Source organism: Legionella sheltonii (assembly GCF_026191355.1).
In the GTDB taxonomy this organism is placed as follows: Bacteria; Pseudomonadota; Gammaproteobacteria; order Legionellales; family Legionellaceae; genus Legionella; species Legionella sheltonii.
In genome coordinates, this window is record NZ_JAPHOQ010000005.1 from 34,409 (window position 1) to 50,885 (window position 16,477).

Below are 16,477 nucleotides of genomic sequence, written 5' to 3' on the forward strand. Positions count from 1 at the left end.
TAGCTTGGGTGAAGACGAAGTCGAAACCCGGGAATTCTGATGCCTGGGTTTTATACACTACATCCTAGACTACAAATAAGAAACGTGTTCAAACTAAGTCCTGTTCCCAGTTTGCTGACTTGAGCCAAGACAGTACAAAGAAACAGGCCTTAATGGATTTGGAGCACAAGGTGACCATACCAGCAAATTCCCTTTATCGTTGTGAACAAATTAGATCTTGTGAACAACAAGCAACATCTTTGTTTCAATTAGATGAAAATGAATTAATGTCACGGGCGGGAGCAGAGGCTTTTTCGGTGATAAAAAAGCTTTATCCGCATGTGCGTCACATTGCCGTATACTGTGGCGCAGGCAATAATGCAGGGGATGGATATGTGGTTGCACGTTTAGCGCATGAACATGGAATATTGGTCACAATTTACCAATGTAAGACCGTGGCTGATCTCCCTTTTACCGCGCAACATGCCGCATTAATGGCGATAAATGCTGGGGTTGAGTGTCAAGCTGCAGATGAAACCATAGATAGTGAAGCAGAGTTAATCATTGATGCTCTTTTAGGGATTGGTCTGAAAGGACCTGTGCATGGAGTTATTGCATCGGCGATCCATCAGATCAATACAAGCGGACTACCTGTTGTAGCTTTGGATATTCCATCGGGTCTTAATGCCGATACAGGAATGGTTGAAAACTTTTGTGTTAAAGCCAATACGACCATAACGTTCATTGCCCAGAAAGTGGGGATGTATACAGCCGATGGTCCAGATTATTGTGGTGATATTCATTGTTGTTCGTTACAACTTGAGCCCTGTGTGTCCAAGCTCATTCCTGCTGCCCGTCTTCTAAGCTCTGCCACTCTATCTTTACCACTTGCCGGGCGTAAAAAAAATTCGCATAAGGGAAATTATGGTCATGTTTTAATAATTGGTGGAGGTCCAGGCATGCCCGGCGCGATTAGTTTGGCCGCGAAAGCTGCGATGCGAACTGGTGCAGGCGCAGTAACTGTCGCAACTTGGCCTGATCATGCAAAAAATGCCTTATCATTAATTCCAGAAGCGATGGTGAGCGGGGTAAAAACTGCTAAAGAGTTAATGCCCCTTTTAGCTCGCGCCTCAGTCTGCATTATTGGCCCTGGCCTAGGGGAGAGTGAATGGGCTATTAACCTATTTTTGACTGCCATTACCTCACAATTGCCTATGGTTATCGATGCCTCTGCCTTAAGATTGTTATCCGAGCATGCACAAGTGGATGATAATTGGATTTTAACACCCCATCCTGGTGAAGCGGCTTGCCTGTTGTCTTGTTCGACTGATTTGATTCAGAAAGATAGATATCAAGCAGCAGCCAACATCCAACAACAATATGGTGGGGTCGTTGTGTTGAAAGGTGCCGGGACAGTGATTCAAACTGCTGAAAAAGATACTTTTGTTTGTCCTCGGGGTAATCCAGCAATGGCTAGCGCTGGCATGGGTGATGTATTAAGCGGTATTATTGCAGGCCTTTGTGCTCAAGGACTTTCTTTGGCTGATGCAGCGCAGTGTGGTGTTTGGGCGCATGCAGTTGCTGGCGACCAGGTAGCCAACGAATTGGGAGGCGCTGGATTATTGGCCAGTGATTTATTTGATGTGTTACCTCATATTTTAAATTACCCTGAATGATGATAAATAGCGAATTAGATACAGCAACATTAGATTTACCTGATGAAAAGACAAGTCAACAGTTTGCCGCTCGATTGGCAAAGTGTCTTTGTCCTTCCTTAATCATGACCTTTAGTGGCGATCTGGGAGCAGGTAAAACCACCATTATTCGCACCATGTTAAGACATCTTGGGGTTCAATCTGCGATTAAAAGTCCGACTTTTTCGTTAGTAGAAAGCTACACATGCAATCATTTGACCATCCATCATTTTGATCTCTATCGAATACATCATGAAGAGGAGCTGGAATATTTAGGGTTCAGGGATTATTTTACGCAAGGAAGTATTTGTTGTATTGAATGGGCTGAAAATGCAGGAAAAGCATTGCCTAATGTGGATATTCGTTTTAAGTTAAGTATTAAAGGGGCTGGACGTGAAATGCAAATAATGGCATTGAGCACAGAGGGTAAAAGAATTTTAGCTCGCCTGGCAGGTGAAACATGATATTTCGCTCATGGTGTTTTGTTGTAATGTGTTTTTGTTCTATTGCCACATTTAGTGCTCAACTTAAGTCCATTGTATTAAAACAACAAGGAAATCAAACTTCCCTTTTTCTAACAATCAATGGACCATTTACACATAAAGTGTTCTTTTTAAATAGTCCGGAGCGGGTTGTATTGGATTTAAAGGAAACACAACTCGCTGTAGATTTAAATCAACTGGGTTTAATCAACGGTTTGGTAAGACAAGTACGCAGTGGACATTCTGATCCGCGAACTTTAAGATTAGTTTTCGAGGTCAATCAACACGTACAACTCCGATCAGCTCCTTGGAAGCCTAATGGAGCTTTTGGCGGTGTACGTGTTGATTTACTACATAGTGGCCTTCTTGCTCAGCCGATTGCCGCACATAGTCCTCCCAAGACTACTTCGGCATTGCCACGCAAAGCCAATATAAAAAATATACAACCAGCAAAATTGCCTGTAAAAAATGCACCAAAACAGCCTGTGCACCCTATTTTAGCAAATCAACAGCCTATTAAAGTAAGTGGCAAGCCTTCTAAGTTGCGTGATGTGATTGTTGTGTTGGACGCGGGTCATGGAGGCAAAGATCCTGGAGCTCGAGGTCCTCATCACAGCCGAGAAAAAGACGTTGTTTTGGCAATTACTTTAAAGTTAAAACAATTAATCGATAGGCAACCAGGGATGCGTGCGGTACTAACACGCTCTGGAGACTATTATGTAGGATTGAGACAACGTCTGGATATTGCCAGAAAATATAATGGGGATATATTTGTGGCCATTCATGCGGATGCCTTTAATAATTCTCATTCAAATGGTGCTTCAGTATTTGCTTTATCACAACGTGGAGCAACGAGTGAAGCGGCACGCTGGCTTGCAGAAAAAGAGAACTATTCCGAGTTAGGTGGTGTAAATTTGGGTGATTTGGATGATCAGAATGGGGTAGTCCGCTCGGTTCTCATCGATTTGTCACAAACAGCGACAATTAATTCCGGATTGCAAATGGGGGGGCGTGTTTTAAGTCAACTGGGTAATTTTACCAATTTACATAATAACAAAGTCGAACAGGCGGGTTTTGTTGTGTTGAAGTCTGCTGATATTCCTTCCATTTTGGTAGAAACAGGTTTTATTTCAAATCCCATAGAAGAACGTAATTTAACCAACCCCAGTTATCAAGCGCGTTTGAGTCAGGCTATTTTTCAAGGTATTAAAGGATACTTCTGGGAAAACCCTCCTCATGGATCTCGCATCGAGGCGATGACAACCAATAATGTTCATGTAGTTCGTGCGGGAGAAACCTTACCCGCCATCGCCGCACGCTATCATGTTTCGGTTGCAGCGCTCCAATCCACAAATCATTTACGCGGCATTACCCTGCTTAAGCCGGGGCAGAAATTGGTGATTCCTCCGGCATGGGCATAAGAATTCAGCAACTACCACCGCTTATCGCCAATCAAATTGCTGCGGGCGAGGTCATAGAGCGACCTGCATCGGTAGTCAAAGAACTATTGGAAAATTCTTTTGATGCGGGTGCTAACACCATAAGCATTGAAATTGGTTATGGCGGCCTGAATCAAATTAAGATTAGTGATAATGGAACAGGAATCCTTGCAGAGGATTTACCTTTGGCAATTGCCGCGCATGCGACCAGTAAAATTAATTCACTGGATGACTTGTATGCGATTGATAGCATGGGATTTCGTGGTGAAGCATTGGCCAGTATTGCTTCTGTAGCAAAAGTTACAATTAGTTCTAAACCGGAACAGCAAGAAACGGCGGCAATGTTACGTGTACAAGGTACAGAACGATCTATTTCTCCCTGTGCGCGCAGTGTAGGTACAACAGTAGATGTGGTTGATTTATTTTTTAATGCACCGGTTCGAAAACGATTTCTAAAAAGTGAAAAACTGGAGTTTCAAGCAATAGAAACTGTAGTGAAACGTTTTGCTTTAAGTGCGCCTAAAATTGCGCTTACGCTCAAACATAATGGAAAACAAATTTTATCCTTACCTGCAGCAACAAACGAACAAGCTTGCTTAACACGTATAACCCGGATATTAGGTCATGCGTTTATTAAAGATTCCATTTTTCTTGATGTAGAACATGGGGCAATGAAACTCACTGGATGGATAAGTGGCCCTAATTTTCAGCGCAGCCAGAATGACCGACTGTGGGTATATATTAATCAGCGCATGGTAAAAGATAAGTTGGTAAACCAGGCGCTAAAACAGGCTTATGATGGTTTGTTACATCCTGGACGATTTCCTGCATGCGTGCTGTACTTCACGATGAACCATGCGGAGGTGGATGTGAACGTACATCCAACCAAGCATGAAGTACGCTTCCAGCAACCTCGATTGGTATTTGATTTCTTTACCTCTCAATTGAGTGCGGCATTGAAATCAAAAAATGATATTGAGGAAGACGCTTCATATCTATTATTCCAACCCTCAGCTCAAGGTCAAATTCAAGAGATTTATGAACCCTATCCTAAATTGACTGAATTAAATAGAACGCGTGATAGCTCAGAAACTGAATTACCTTGGGTCATTTTAACCAATAGGTACATTTTAACATTTATTCATCAGCAACCGCATGTTATAGATGTAGTGGCATTGCATCAATATAAGCTGGAAAAGCAAATTTCCCAATTGGTTTTGCCTCTACCCAGTAGGCCTTTATTGGTGCCGATTCGATATTCTCTTCCTTTAAAACTCCAAAACCACAAAGAGAATTTGGAGCTGGGCCTCAAACAGTTAGGAGTGGGCCTTGAGTGGCTGGGAGAACATGAAGTGCAGATTCGTAGTATTCCTCTTTGTATGCCTTACTTGGATTTGCGTTTGTTCTTTGATTCTGTTGCCGAATGTGGTGTAGTTCAGCAGAGCACATTAATGGACTTAATGAGTCGTTCACAAGTGTTTGATCCTAGACTGCTTAGTTTAGAGGAAAAAATGGATTTAAATCAGCTGCTGTTGCGTATTTATAAAGAGGGAAATCAGCAGCTTGGTTTGTTTAAAGTATTAACAAATGAAGTGTGTAGCAAGCTAGTGGGGGCGGAGTAATCGCTGATTATAGTTATGACTTATTAATAACCCTCACTCCTACCTCTCTCCCACGGGTGGGATAGGGGATGCACATTAAATTCTTTTCTCTCATGCTGGGACAAAGATAAAAATCCCTTCTTCCTGCAAGGGAGAAGGTGCACTTAAGGGCGGATGAGGGTAAAATTATGACTGTTTTATTGAGATCTTGAATGGTTAAATTAATTTTTTGTTTAATGGGACCTACTGCATCAGGGAAAACATCTTTAGCGTGTGAATTGGTAACACGTTATCCTTTTGAAATTATTAGTGTTGATTCTGCAATGATTTATCGGGGTATGGACATTGGGACTGCCAAACCAACTCCTCAGGAGTTGCATAGTGCGCCACATCATTTAATAAATATTAAGGATCCTGTTGAGTCGTACTCTGCGGCTCAATTTTCTACTGACGCCTTATCTTTATGTGAAAAAATTTTCAAAAAAGGCAAAATTCCTCTTCTGGTAGGGGGAACGATGATGTATTTTAATGCGTTACAAAAAGGTTTATCTACTTTGCCCGAAGCGGATCCCGTTGTACGTCGGCAGTTAGAGGAAGAGGCGGCTTTATGTGGTTGGGCTGTTCTCCATCAAAAATTAGAACATATTGATCCAGAATCTGCTGCACGTATTCATGCTCATGATGCACAACGAATTCAACGTGCCCTAGAGGTATATTATTTGACCGGCAAGACATTGTCTTCATTTCTTGTTCAACCCAATAAAAAAACGGACTATCACTTTGTGAATTTTATTCTTTTCCCTGAGCAGAGAGCATGGTTGCACGAACGGATAGCACAACGCTTTGATCAGATGCTTACGGAAGGCTTTATTGAAGAGGTGAAACAGTTACAGCAAAAATGGAAGCTAACCATGAACTTGCCAGCAATTCGTTGTGTAGGGTATAGGCAGGTACTTGAATATTTGCAAGATGATTTTGATTATTCCCTCATGCGTGATAAAGGAGTTGCAGCTACACGGCAATTGGCGAAACGCCAGTTAACCTGGCTTAGGCATTGGGGAGAGGCATTCTATTATGATCCACAAAATGAGGCTTTTCGCGATGAGATTATAGCGAAAATCGGGGAAATATTAGATAATCCTAGCAAACACGTATCAAAGGAACATCATGTTAAAAGTTAAAAAAGAACCAGCAAGCACAGAAAAAAATTATATAGTCCATCGTAATGAATTACCTTTGAGTTGTCCCACAAAGGATATGATTTTGTGGAATGCTCACCCTAAGGTTTATTTGCCTATTGAAAAAACTGGAGTAGAAGTTTGTCCTTATTGCGGTTCGCGGTTTGTTTTACAGAATGATTAAATCCATTTGTATTGTACGTTTATCTGCATTAGGTGATGTTCTAATGGCTGTTCCGCTCATTAGAACGTTGCAAGCCAGTCTCCCACAAGCCAAGTTGACTTGGATCATTTCCAAGCCTGCTTTTGATTTGGTGGAAGGGATGGATGGTGTGGAGTTTATTTTAATCGACAAGCCGAACAGTGTTGTGGATTATTGGCGCTTTAAAAAGCAAATGAAAGGGCGTACTTTCGATGTATTACTAGCGCCACAAGCAAGTCTTAGGACTAATTTACTCTATCCCCTGATTAGAGCAAAACGAAAAATAGGTTATGACGAGCACCGAGCCAATGATGCTCATGGTTTATTTGTCAATGAACGAATTACTCCGGGCTTAGAGCATACCCTAGATGGTTTTTTAAAATTTGCGCAGGCACTAGGAATAAAGGAGCGTGTCATTCGTTGGGATTTACCTATTGCTGCTGAAGATTATGAGTGGGCGGAACAGCACCTACCTAAACAAGGCCCTATTTTAGTAATTAATCCCGCCGCCAGTAAACCTGAGCGTAGCTGGCCTATTGCTCGATATATTGATGTCTTGCAACGAGCTCAGGATAAATGGAACGTACAAGTCGTTATAACTGGAGGGCCGATTGATTTTGATAAACATTTGGCAGAACAAATAGCCCAAGTTATCCCTGCAATAAATCTCGTTGGCAAAACGAGACCCAAACAATTATTAGCGCTCATAAGCAAAGCGACCGTTGTTCTTTGCCCTGACACGGGACCTTCCCATATGTCAACTGCGGTAAATACCCCTGTTATTGCGTTGCATGCAGTGACTAATCCGCTTATTTCGGGTCCTTATCTTTTTCAACATTTAGTGGTAAATCGCTATCCTGAAGCAGCAGAAAAAATTCTGGGCAGCAAGCGAATTGAGGATGTTTGGGGGCAACATGTACACGGTGACGAACCCATGCAATTGATTTCCGTTGATGAGGTAATGGAGAAATTAGCAGCTGTTTTAGATGGATATCGTCAATAGCAACTACATGAGCGACCGATGGCGTCAGCTTAAGTACCACGAAGCTACTTCATATACTCCCAGCTTAGGTGAAACTCGAGTTTCGACCTTACCTAGGCTGTCCGTTAGTTGCTGCCATTGCTTGAACGCTTACCTTTTGTTTCTCGACCACTTTACTGAGGCGCTATTTTACAGGCTCTTACTAATTTTTTTTACTGTAAGCAATCTCAAAATGATTTTCTAAATCCGTTTCAAGTGAGGGGTACTCCACGTCATTACGTCCCTCATTACAGCAGCTATTCCAAAAAGGAAATGTTGTTGATTGCTGTGGTTTTGGTCTAGTATATGATGGGGACTCTTGATCACAAACAAGCTCGCTTTGATAACCAGGGGGGGTGAATTTGTAGATTTTTGCATGAGATGATTCTGTAGGTGAGCTGGCTTCCTGATATCGCTTTGCCTCTTCTTGCAAATGTTCTAGAGGTTGTTCTTTAAAGCGATAGACATTCATAAAAATCATGCATGCTTGAAGAATCATTAATGTGACGCCAACTACTGGATTAAGCGTCAAACCCACTGCAACTAACAGTCCACCAGAAACCAAGATGGAACCGAGGTTATAAGCCAAGCTCATGGCCAGATTTTGATTTATATTGGATACAGTTTGTTTGGAGATTGCAAAAACTGATGCGATAGGTAGTAGCATGCCTTTATGAATGACCACTCCTGCTGCTTCTTGAGTTAAAACATCACTGCTGTCCGATATTACTGCTATGCCTAAGTTGCTGACTTTAATTGCAGGCGCATCATTTCCTGCATCGCCTACCATGGCTACTTTATGCCCTTTATTCCTTAACGCGAGAATACGGGAAGTTTTTGACAGAGAATTTTCCTTTTGATCATTTTCCTCTAGAGAAGTTGGCTTGCAGCCGGCATAAACGTGTTCGATGCCAAGCGCTCTAGCATAACGAGTCGCTGTTTCTTCATCTGCTCCGGTACACAAACAGATTTTTTTCCCCATTGCCTTTAACGTTCGAATAGTACAATAGGCATCTTCACGTAGCGGATCGGTGATTACCATAAATCCAATTACAGTATTCTGACGCGCCACATAGACTACCTGATCTCCTGCCTCTAATTTAGGTTGTTTGAATTTAGCGGGAATGGAGATGTTTTTTTCTTTCATTAGCGTCATGCTGCCAATAGTATATTTTTTATTCTTTATTAGCCCTGAAACTCCAGAATGATGAGAGTCATCAAGATCCGTAACTTCATAATGGGATACTTGATGTTGATTGCTAAACGAATAAATCGCTTGGCCTATGGAGTGAGTTGATTTTTTTTCTAGGGCCGAACAATAGGAGAGGAACTCTGATTCTGTAAGTCCACTCTCATCAAATAGATAAAGTTCTTTAATATTAGGAACGCCTGTTGTAAGGGTGCCATTCAAATCAAAAATTACCGTGTCTATTTGTTCTGCGTGTTGTAATGTTTTAGCACTATTAAAGGTCACTCCATTTTCTGCCGCTTTATGCATTCCTGTTTTTACGGCAAAAGGCGTAATTAACCCTAAGGTACAGGGGCAAGCACTTACTAAAACCGATACGGCGCACTGAATTGCTATAGCGGCTGGATAAAAGAGGCCGATAATGATTCCAGAGGCCACTGCTAATGCAATTACGGTTGGGATAAAATAAGTTAATAGTTGTTCGGTTTTTAATTCAATGGGCGCAGCTTCCAACGCCGATGCTTCTATTGCCTTATCGAGCCGTGCCAGATAGGATTCTTTGTGATTTTTTGTGACACGAATAGCTAAAGGGTTTGCATGGTTCGCTAAGCGCATACCAGCTACTACTTTTGCTTGCGGCGGAAAATAATGAGGAAGAGTAGCTCCTGTAATGATGGTATTGTAAATGATACTTTCATTTTCACAGGTACCATCAAGAGGTATAACTTCTCCTGGGTGCACAATAATCACATCGTCTTCATTAATCAACTCTAAACTAATTTCATCATAGCCATTAGTGTTCTGTTTTTTTACAACTTTAGGAACTCTGTCCTGAAACTTTGTGGTGCCAATTTTTTCTTTAATGGTATCTTCTATCGCAATGCCTATATGTCTAAAGCCATAAATAAGCAAGCCTGCTTCAAACATCATAGGAAGCCAAGGTACAAAGAGTGAGGCAATTGAGCAAACTATAATGGAGGCAGTACTGAGCGCAAATAAACTGTCCATAGTTAATTTTTTGCTTTTGGTCAATTTTATCCAAGCGTCATAATAGGAGTTATACCCAAGTAATAGGGTTAGTAGAGAACTAAAAACAGCAAGAGACGCCATCACTGGGAGTGAAAGTCCGCCGGTTGCAAGACAAAGGATAAGTACAGCCACTCCTGACACGCATCCGACTGCACCAAGAAACCAATGTGAGTTAAAAAATTTTTTGATTTTATTAATGGTTTGCTTTAAGGGGGTTAATTGCTCAGCTGGTGCTTGCGGTGCGTCTTTTTTATCCGGTTGATATTCATATGTTCTACATGAAAAACCCACCTCTTCAATATGGTTCTTAAGTTCCAACCAGATTTCTTGATCAACTCGTTTTTCTTCATCATCAACTTTAATAATTACGGTTACTTTTTTAGGATCTGGCGTGGTGATGTCTGCATGAAAATGTATTAGCCTGTCAGACAGTTGACCTTGAAGGTAACTTCTAATAGTCCGACTACAACCGGCACAGGTCATCCCATCAACATAAAAAATATAGCTTCTGGATTTAGGCATATAGGCTCGTCAATTAAGAATTATTTTAGTAAGACTTGATATTTTTCTTATTGTTGTTAGGTCCTGAATTTTTGGCTTAATTGCTCATATTTTTTGAGACAGGTCTGACTTAGTCTTTGAAAAAAAAGACGTTTTACTTAGGTTTATAAAACATCAAGCCTTAAGTTTATTAAAAAACAGAAAGTTATAATATGCGTGAAATCATATCATATGCATCATTTTTTGCACCATCTTTTTTAAAAGTGCTTAGGAGATTACTAAAAGTCTTCTTTGAATCGATAAGAAATTCTAAGCTCGGCGTTGAATTGATCGAGCTAAAAATGAATCAGGGTGAAATGGCTCTTTCACCCTGAAGGGATATTACGGAGTTATTGTCCTGCATTCAGATCAGCATTTGGTGCGCCAGAACGAACGCTTTGCAACAACAAGATGCTATTCGTCATTAAAAGACGCTCATGGATTTGACGATCCAAATAAAGCTGATAATTAATCTCAGCGAGTAAGATCGCAATTTCTTTTTCTACAGTAGCAGGAGCTGCAGTGTTCAGTTGAGTTATCCATTGGCTACCTCCTGATTGGCCTGTACCGCTTGACCCAGTACCAGTAGTTCCAGTGCTACCAGTGCCAGTGGTACCACCCGCACCAGCATTAGGGAATAACCGCCAAGTCGCCATGTTGTATTCACTTAACGCTTGGCTCATTGGGGTCAGATTTTGACCTTGCTGACCTCCCTGTGCGTTCTGAGGGGGTGATTGCGGCATTCTTTTGGACATAATAAAGTAAAGGTTACTTATTCCCACTGAGCTTTGAGCTGCGTAGGTACGTAAGCTTGCAAGATATTTAGAAATGGTTTGTGTCGCCTGAACTTGTTGCGCAGTAGGAGCGCCGCCGCTATTGGATGAGCTAGGAATCGTCTTCTGTACCAATTGGTCATAGTCATACCATTTTGGTAATTTTATAGGAACAATACTACCGGTAACGTAACGTATAAAATTGTTAGCGAGTTGTTCTTGATTTTGCGCGGTGAGGCCATTATTGGTTCCGGTACCCACCCCAAGACTATCAGTTGAATACATTAATGGTCCAGTTAATGCGTTGCTGTTCAGCTGATTTAAAAATTGTGAAATGTATTGGCCGTTAAAAAAAGTAGTCGCATTGGGGATGTATGCTCCTATTGCATTAGCAGATACTAAAGTGCCATACAGGTAGCCGCAATTCTCAGTCATGGTAGTTGGGGACTGATCATATTTCATACAGTAACTAATATCCGGTGTTCCTAAAATATTGAGTACCGCTTGGCTAATTGGCTCTTGTTGAAAAGATCCCTGACCTTGACTGCCACCTTGTATTTGATTGAACAATGGATTTGCAGTGAATCCTAAGGCACTACCACCTGATTGATTCGATTGCACTGATTGATCGAATAATGGACTCGCAGTTACTGTTGACTGGCCAGAGGAGCCAGAAGAGCTCGATCCATTAAAGCCATTAAATGTATTATTAACGAGCTGATTAATCGCCGAAGCAGTCGGAATATTCGTAGGCACTAACTGAGAGAAAGGAGTTGCGGCACTTTCATTGCCTCCACTATTCTGATTACTACCACTTGTAAATGTATTGACGGGAATCGCACCTAAATAAGTATAAAGCATATAGGTTTGAGCCAGTTGTGCAACAGGTAGGTTGATTAGGTTGTAGTTGAGTATGTATGTTTGGGGATTTTGTGGTTGTTGCGTTACATCAAAACCTAAATAACTACCAAAATTTTGGAAATATTGGACGAGTTTTTGGGTATTATTAGACATTTGTTGTTGATTGTATAAATTGGTTGTATTATCTGCTGCAGCAGGAAAAGCAGTAAAACAAAGCAGATTAAGCAATACAAATTTGGACGACGATAATTTCATTTATTCTTCCCCTTCAAGTGCACGTAAAACAAGTTTTAGCCGGTACTGGCAAAAAACTCGCGACAACAACCTTAAACGTTCAAATACAATATTTCTTTTGAGAAAAACTCCGGCTGAATCATGACTTCCTGTACTTGTTTCTTCTGCATGGATCAAGACTCGTGAAGCACTGCCCGGATGGACCGTATCAATTGCCTGCAGCAGACGTAGGCCTCTGCCTGATTTGATATTCCCCACGATGCGAATAAACTTTTCTTCTTCGGCTAACAGCCCCATGTCTATTTTTTCTATGTCGTCAAGTTCTCTGCCTAATTGCTCCATGGCTTGCTCAAACTCTGGATTTCCATCAAGAGTCCAATCCTCCACACTTTCCATAAAAGTAATCACTCTATAGATCATAGGATCAATATATTCAAACCAGTATTGTGCGGATGCTTCGTGGCTAAGATCTGGCATTTTTTACTCTTTCTTTACTTATAATTAGCGGATGGACGAAACCATTACTTACTACTATAGTATATTATGAAAGGTAAAAGAAAGAAGTAAAATATATGAAAAAGCGGTCAAGAATAATTAAGCTGGTTTCATCGATCCTTAATGTTCGTAGGTGGTTCGATTGGGAACGAATGAGGGCGTTTACTTTATATTTGGGAAATGGGTTTAAACGCTTATTCGTGCCACAAAAAGCACCAACCGAGGGTGAATCATTCAGTGAAGCGGTGAAGCTTCTAAATCTTAGCGATGAAAGTATACTTACGAAACAAAAATCATTGTTTCGTTTAAGTATTCTTATGGTATTAGCCGCTGTTTTAATTTTTGTATATGCTGGATATCAGCTTTTTTACGGTTCGATAAGAGCGTTTCTTGTGAGCATTATTGTTACTATGATTGCACTAGTTTTAGCCTTCCGTTACCACTTTTGGTACTTTCAAATGAAAAATCGTAAGTTAGGGTGTACTTTTAATGAATGGTATAGGCAGGGGTTGTTGGGAGAGAAGAAATGAATAAGTTGTTAGTTACTCTACTCCTCCTTTTATTTCCTGGATTGGTTTTAGCGGATAGTAGTGGTGGTGCTTTGAGTTTTGCTCCTCCTCCGAGTGATTATTCTGTAGTATTTCTTGGTAATTTATTTGGTGTTGTTGATGGTGTTTTAAGTGGTACTGGCAGCCAAATTATGGGCAACATGTTTGCCGTATTTAACGCTGCTGTTTTGGCATTGGGCGGTATCATTATTATGTATACCCTCCTGGTAGCCACCATGAATACTGCCCACGAAGGGCAGATGCTTGGGCAAAAGTGGTCCTCCATTTGGATTCCTATTCGCTCCACTGTAGGTTTAGCTTTATTGATCCCTAAGACTTCTGGTTATTGCTTAATGCAAATTTTTGTCATGTGGGTTGTTGTGCAAGGGGTTGGTGCAGCCGATAAAGTATGGAATGCTGCGTTAAGCTATTTGAATCGTGGTGGCGTTATTATTCAAGCACAACAGATAAATCCGGCCTCTGAATTGACCAATACCGGAACCACAGGGATTAGTGGTATAGCAAGTGGTGTCGTCAATATCCTTGCGGGCCAAGTATGTATGCTGGGATTGCAGACTCAACTGACGACTCAAAGACAAGCCCTGCTGGATGCCCAAGCGCAAAAAACAGGAGCGTGTTACTCTGCTGCTCAAGGGTCAAGCATGCAGCAATTTTGTAATAATGTAGTTCCAGATTTCTTAGGCTCGGTCAATGCAGTTGCGGTTCAAAATGCTGCTCCAACTAGAAGCTCTTGGAGCGTTGACATGCCTAATTTTGATTCCAGTTCCCCTTATAGTTTTCTTAATGGAATCTGTGGCACCATTAAATGGAACAGTATTACCACCCTAAATTCTAACTTTGGCACCCTACTGTCTGGAAGTGCTAGTCCTAAACTGGATCAAAACGGTAATCCTGTAATCGGCAAAGATGGTCAGGTTGAAATGAATTATTTCACCGCAGGAAATAACGTGAAAGTTGGAAATAACACGTTAACTCCTGGTGAGATTGCGGCCACGCAGATGTCTCGCGCTATTGCAATCCAGCAAATGTATTCGGATTTGTCACCAGTTGCTCGGTCTATGATAACTAATGATCCAGGAATACCATTTAATCAAAAACCAAACCCCGATGCTTATTCTGCAGTGGCAACGGAGCAATTCGGTGTACCCTATAAAAAAGATGGAACAGTGTGTGATAATTACAGCAGCAGCACTCCGCCAGATGATCGATGCGTGATTTGGGGGCCAGTGCCAGGATCTCCCATGGGTGGAACTTTGTTAAATGGTAATGAATTAATCAATGCGATCAATGACTACAACGGCATTATGATGCCTACGGTAAATCTATCGCGCCTGATTAACAATGCATCAGACAATGCTAAGGCCACAGACTTTATCAATAATGCCGAGATGCAAGGCTGGATTATGGCCGGTGCTTACTTTTTTAACTTGGTGGAGATTCAGGGAACGTCATCCATTGCGAACTCAAGTCAAACCGATTCAGGCACAGGACTGGATGGAAGTACGTTTAATCCTCAGGCGATAACGAGTCCGTTTGTAATTGGCACCAATGGTACGAGTGTTACTTGTGGTCCTGGAAACATGACGGCTCAGGGTAAAGATTTTACCACATTATGCACTTGGTTTAATCAAGATAATGCTCCATTAAAAGCGGTGCAAGCGCTAATTACTTCGAGTGATACAGATAAAAAGCCTTCCTGGTCATCCTCGATGACAAGTGATAAAACGCAGTCTGCATCTACGGTATATGGTTTTATTAACAATGGATTGATGATGCAAACTCCTGGCCAACCAGGGGTACAGCAACTCACTTTTGCAAACAGCATCAACTTCAGCGTAAATACGTCGTTGTATCGATTACAACGGCAAAACTTTTCTTGCGGTGAAGTAAAACCGTTCTTCTCCATTTGCCTAGGACAAATTCTTGGAAACATATTTTATAATATTATCTTGGTGACCGTATATAACCTGTTCCTTGATATCTTTGGCCAGATTATCAATAGTGTGGTTATGGCATTCTTGATGATTCCATTACAAGGAATGGCAACAATCTTCCAGCAAGGGCTGCAGATTATCGCGCAACCCGGGGTAAACCCAGTTGTTGCATTAGCCAATATGGGAAATGAGTACATCAATTTTGCGGGTAACTTATGGATGCTTTTATTGAATATGGCGGTATCCAGTGCGTTAATCCCGGTATTTGGTATCTTTATCTTTGCGATGATGTCTTTGGCTATGCCGCTTGTGATCGCCTGGGTGGGGGTCATGGTTACCGTAGGCTTTACAACGGCTTATTATATTCCAATATTACCTTATATGATTTTTACCTTTGGTGCTCTGGGCTGGTTAATCTCCGTCATTGAAGCGATGGTTGCCGCACCTATTGTTGCATTGGGCGTGACCCATCCTGAGGGACATGACGCTTTTGGTAAGGGTGAGGCTGCCATCATGATCCTGGTTAATGTTTTCCTAAGACCTTCGATGATGATTATAGGGTATATTTCTGCCATCGCCTTATCTTACGTAGGCGTATGGGTTCTGAATGCAGGGTATGACCAGGCTATCGCATTTATACAACGGCCTAATCAAGATCCAGCGCATCTCGCGGCTGGATTCTGGTCGACTGGTGGTTCAGACTCGCCTTCTGGTACCGGCGGATATACAGATTGGGCGGGAATTTATGCATTCTTCTTCTCAATATTAACTTATACCTCGTTGTACTTAGTGATAATTCAAAAATCATTTACACTGATATCCTATCTGCCAGATAAAGTTTTGAGATGGATTGGCGGCACTCCTGAAAGCTTGGGTCAAGAAACCGCACAATGGGGTGAGGAAGTAAAAGGCAAGACTCAAGAAGCAGGTAAGGAAACCCAGACCGCACAAGGACAAATCGATAAGACATTGGGTGGCTATGGTGTGAAAGGCGTTGGTATGGCTAAAGGTCTTTTGGGCAAAGGCGGCGGCGGTGGCGATGTTTCTGCTCAGGGTAATGCGACTCCGAGTAGTGATAGTGATAGTGGTAAAGATAAAAAAGGATCTAGTAAAGGATCACCTAAGTCAGGGGGGGAATTAGGTGGTAGTGAAGCGCCTGTAACTAAGTAAAATTGTTAAAAGGATTATCACTTTATTTCCAATGTAAAAAGTTTTAAAGCGCATTGTGATATAATTAGATACATATTAAACATAAGG

At 41.5% G+C, this 16,477-nt stretch carries 12 protein-coding genes; 9 read left to right on the forward strand and 3 right to left on the reverse strand.

All coding sequences use genetic code 11. From position 1 onward, the window contains the following. Positions 1-152 precede the first annotated feature (152 nt). From OQJ26_RS06620 to OQJ26_RS06650, 7 genes are all read left to right on the forward strand, one after another. Complete coding sequence (locus OQJ26_RS06620; RefSeq protein ID WP_265703097.1) at positions 153-1,655, forward strand: NAD(P)H-hydrate dehydratase; 1,503 nt, start codon at positions 153-155, stop codon at positions 1,653-1,655. After that, a complete protein-coding gene (gene tsaE, locus OQJ26_RS06625) occupies positions 1,652-2,137 on the forward strand; it encodes a tRNA (adenosine(37)-N6)-threonylcarbamoyltransferase complex ATPase subunit type 1 TsaE (protein WP_265703098.1) in 486 nt (161 codons plus the stop codon). The genes OQJ26_RS06620 and tsaE overlap by 4 nt, the downstream gene beginning before the upstream one ends. After that, complete coding sequence (locus OQJ26_RS06630; protein ID WP_265703099.1) at positions 2,134-3,576, forward strand: N-acetylmuramoyl-L-alanine amidase family protein; 1,443 nt, start codon at positions 2,134-2,136, stop codon at positions 3,574-3,576. Before tsaE ends, OQJ26_RS06630 begins: the two co-directional genes overlap by 4 nt. Then, positions 3,567-5,216 (forward strand): DNA mismatch repair endonuclease MutL, encoded by a 1,650-nt coding sequence (mutL, locus tag OQJ26_RS06635; protein WP_265703100.1) that lies wholly within the window; start codon positions 3,567-3,569, stop codon positions 5,214-5,216. The genes OQJ26_RS06630 and mutL overlap by 10 nt, the downstream gene beginning before the upstream one ends. Before the next feature lie 191 nt (positions 5,217-5,407). Beyond that, positions 5,408-6,376, forward strand: coding sequence for a tRNA (adenosine(37)-N6)-dimethylallyltransferase MiaA (miaA, locus tag OQJ26_RS06640; RefSeq protein WP_265703101.1), 969 nt, complete (start codon positions 5,408-5,410; stop codon positions 6,374-6,376). Beyond that, the gene (locus OQJ26_RS06645) at positions 6,363-6,557 is read left to right on the forward strand and encodes a zinc-finger domain-containing protein (protein ID WP_265703102.1); all 195 of its coding nucleotides are present in this window, start codon (positions 6,363-6,365) and stop codon (positions 6,555-6,557) included. The genes miaA and OQJ26_RS06645 overlap by 14 nt, the downstream gene beginning before the upstream one ends. Then, positions 6,550-7,578 carry a glycosyltransferase family 9 protein gene (locus OQJ26_RS06650; RefSeq protein WP_265703103.1) on the forward strand — a complete coding sequence of 343 codons (1,029 nt, stop codon included), beginning with the start codon at positions 6,550-6,552 and terminating at the stop codon, positions 7,576-7,578. Before OQJ26_RS06645 ends, OQJ26_RS06650 begins: the two co-directional genes overlap by 8 nt. 181 nt (positions 7,579-7,759) lie before the next feature. Here OQJ26_RS06650 and OQJ26_RS06655 read toward each other — a convergent pair whose 3' ends face one another. The 3 genes from OQJ26_RS06655 to icmW form a co-directional block, all read right to left on the reverse strand. Continuing rightward, a complete protein-coding gene (locus OQJ26_RS06655; RefSeq protein ID WP_265703104.1) occupies positions 7,760-10,336 on the reverse strand; it encodes a heavy metal translocating P-type ATPase in 2,577 nt (858 codons plus the stop codon). Positions 10,337-10,704: 368 nt separating this feature from the next. Next, positions 10,705-12,243, reverse strand: coding sequence for a type IVB secretion system protein IcmX (gene icmX, locus OQJ26_RS06660; RefSeq protein WP_265703105.1), 1,539 nt, complete (start codon positions 12,241-12,243; stop codon positions 10,705-10,707). After that, the gene (gene icmW, locus OQJ26_RS06665) at positions 12,244-12,699 is read right to left on the reverse strand and encodes a type IVB secretion system protein IcmW (protein WP_028380728.1); all 456 of its coding nucleotides are present in this window, start codon (positions 12,697-12,699) and stop codon (positions 12,244-12,246) included. 95 nt (positions 12,700-12,794) lie between these two features. Between icmW and icmV the strand changes: the two genes are divergently transcribed. Both icmV and dotA read left to right on the forward strand, forming a co-directional pair. Beyond that, positions 12,795-13,247: a type IVB secretion system protein IcmV gene (icmV, locus tag OQJ26_RS06670; RefSeq protein ID WP_265703106.1), complete on the forward strand. Its 453-nt coding sequence runs from the start codon at positions 12,795-12,797 to the stop codon at positions 13,245-13,247. Further along, a complete protein-coding gene (gene dotA, locus OQJ26_RS06675; RefSeq protein ID WP_265703107.1) occupies positions 13,244-16,390 on the forward strand; it encodes a type IVB secretion system protein DotA in 3,147 nt (1,048 codons plus the stop codon). The genes icmV and dotA overlap by 4 nt, the downstream gene beginning before the upstream one ends. Positions 16,391-16,477 lie beyond the last annotated feature (87 nt).

Coding starts and splice junctions, on each gene's coding strand:
- OQJ26_RS06620 (WP_265703097.1), top strand. CDS start 153: ATGGATTTGGAGCACAAGGTGACCATACCAGCAAATTCCCTTTATCGT.
- tsaE (WP_265703098.1), top strand. CDS start 1,652: ATGATGATAAATAGCGAATTAGATACAGCAACATTAGATTTACCTGAT.
- OQJ26_RS06630 (WP_265703099.1), top strand. CDS start 2,134: ATGATATTTCGCTCATGGTGTTTTGTTGTAATGTGTTTTTGTTCTATT.
- mutL (WP_265703100.1), top strand. CDS start 3,567: ATGGGCATAAGAATTCAGCAACTACCACCGCTTATCGCCAATCAAATT.
- miaA (WP_265703101.1), top strand. CDS start 5,408: ATGGTTAAATTAATTTTTTGTTTAATGGGACCTACTGCATCAGGGAAA.
- OQJ26_RS06645 (WP_265703102.1), top strand. CDS start 6,363: ATGTTAAAAGTTAAAAAAGAACCAGCAAGCACAGAAAAAAATTATATA.
- OQJ26_RS06650 (WP_265703103.1), top strand. CDS start 6,550: ATGATTAAATCCATTTGTATTGTACGTTTATCTGCATTAGGTGATGTT.
- OQJ26_RS06655 (WP_265703104.1), bottom strand. CDS start 10,336: ATGCCTAAATCCAGAAGCTATATTTTTTATGTTGATGGGATGACCTGT.
- icmX (WP_265703105.1), bottom strand. CDS start 12,243: ATGAAATTATCGTCGTCCAAATTTGTATTGCTTAATCTGCTTTGTTTT.
- icmW (WP_028380728.1), bottom strand. CDS start 12,699: ATGCCAGATCTTAGCCACGAAGCATCCGCACAATACTGGTTTGAATAT.
- icmV (WP_265703106.1), top strand. CDS start 12,795: ATGAAAAAGCGGTCAAGAATAATTAAGCTGGTTTCATCGATCCTTAAT.
- dotA (WP_265703107.1), top strand. CDS start 13,244: ATGAATAAGTTGTTAGTTACTCTACTCCTCCTTTTATTTCCTGGATTG.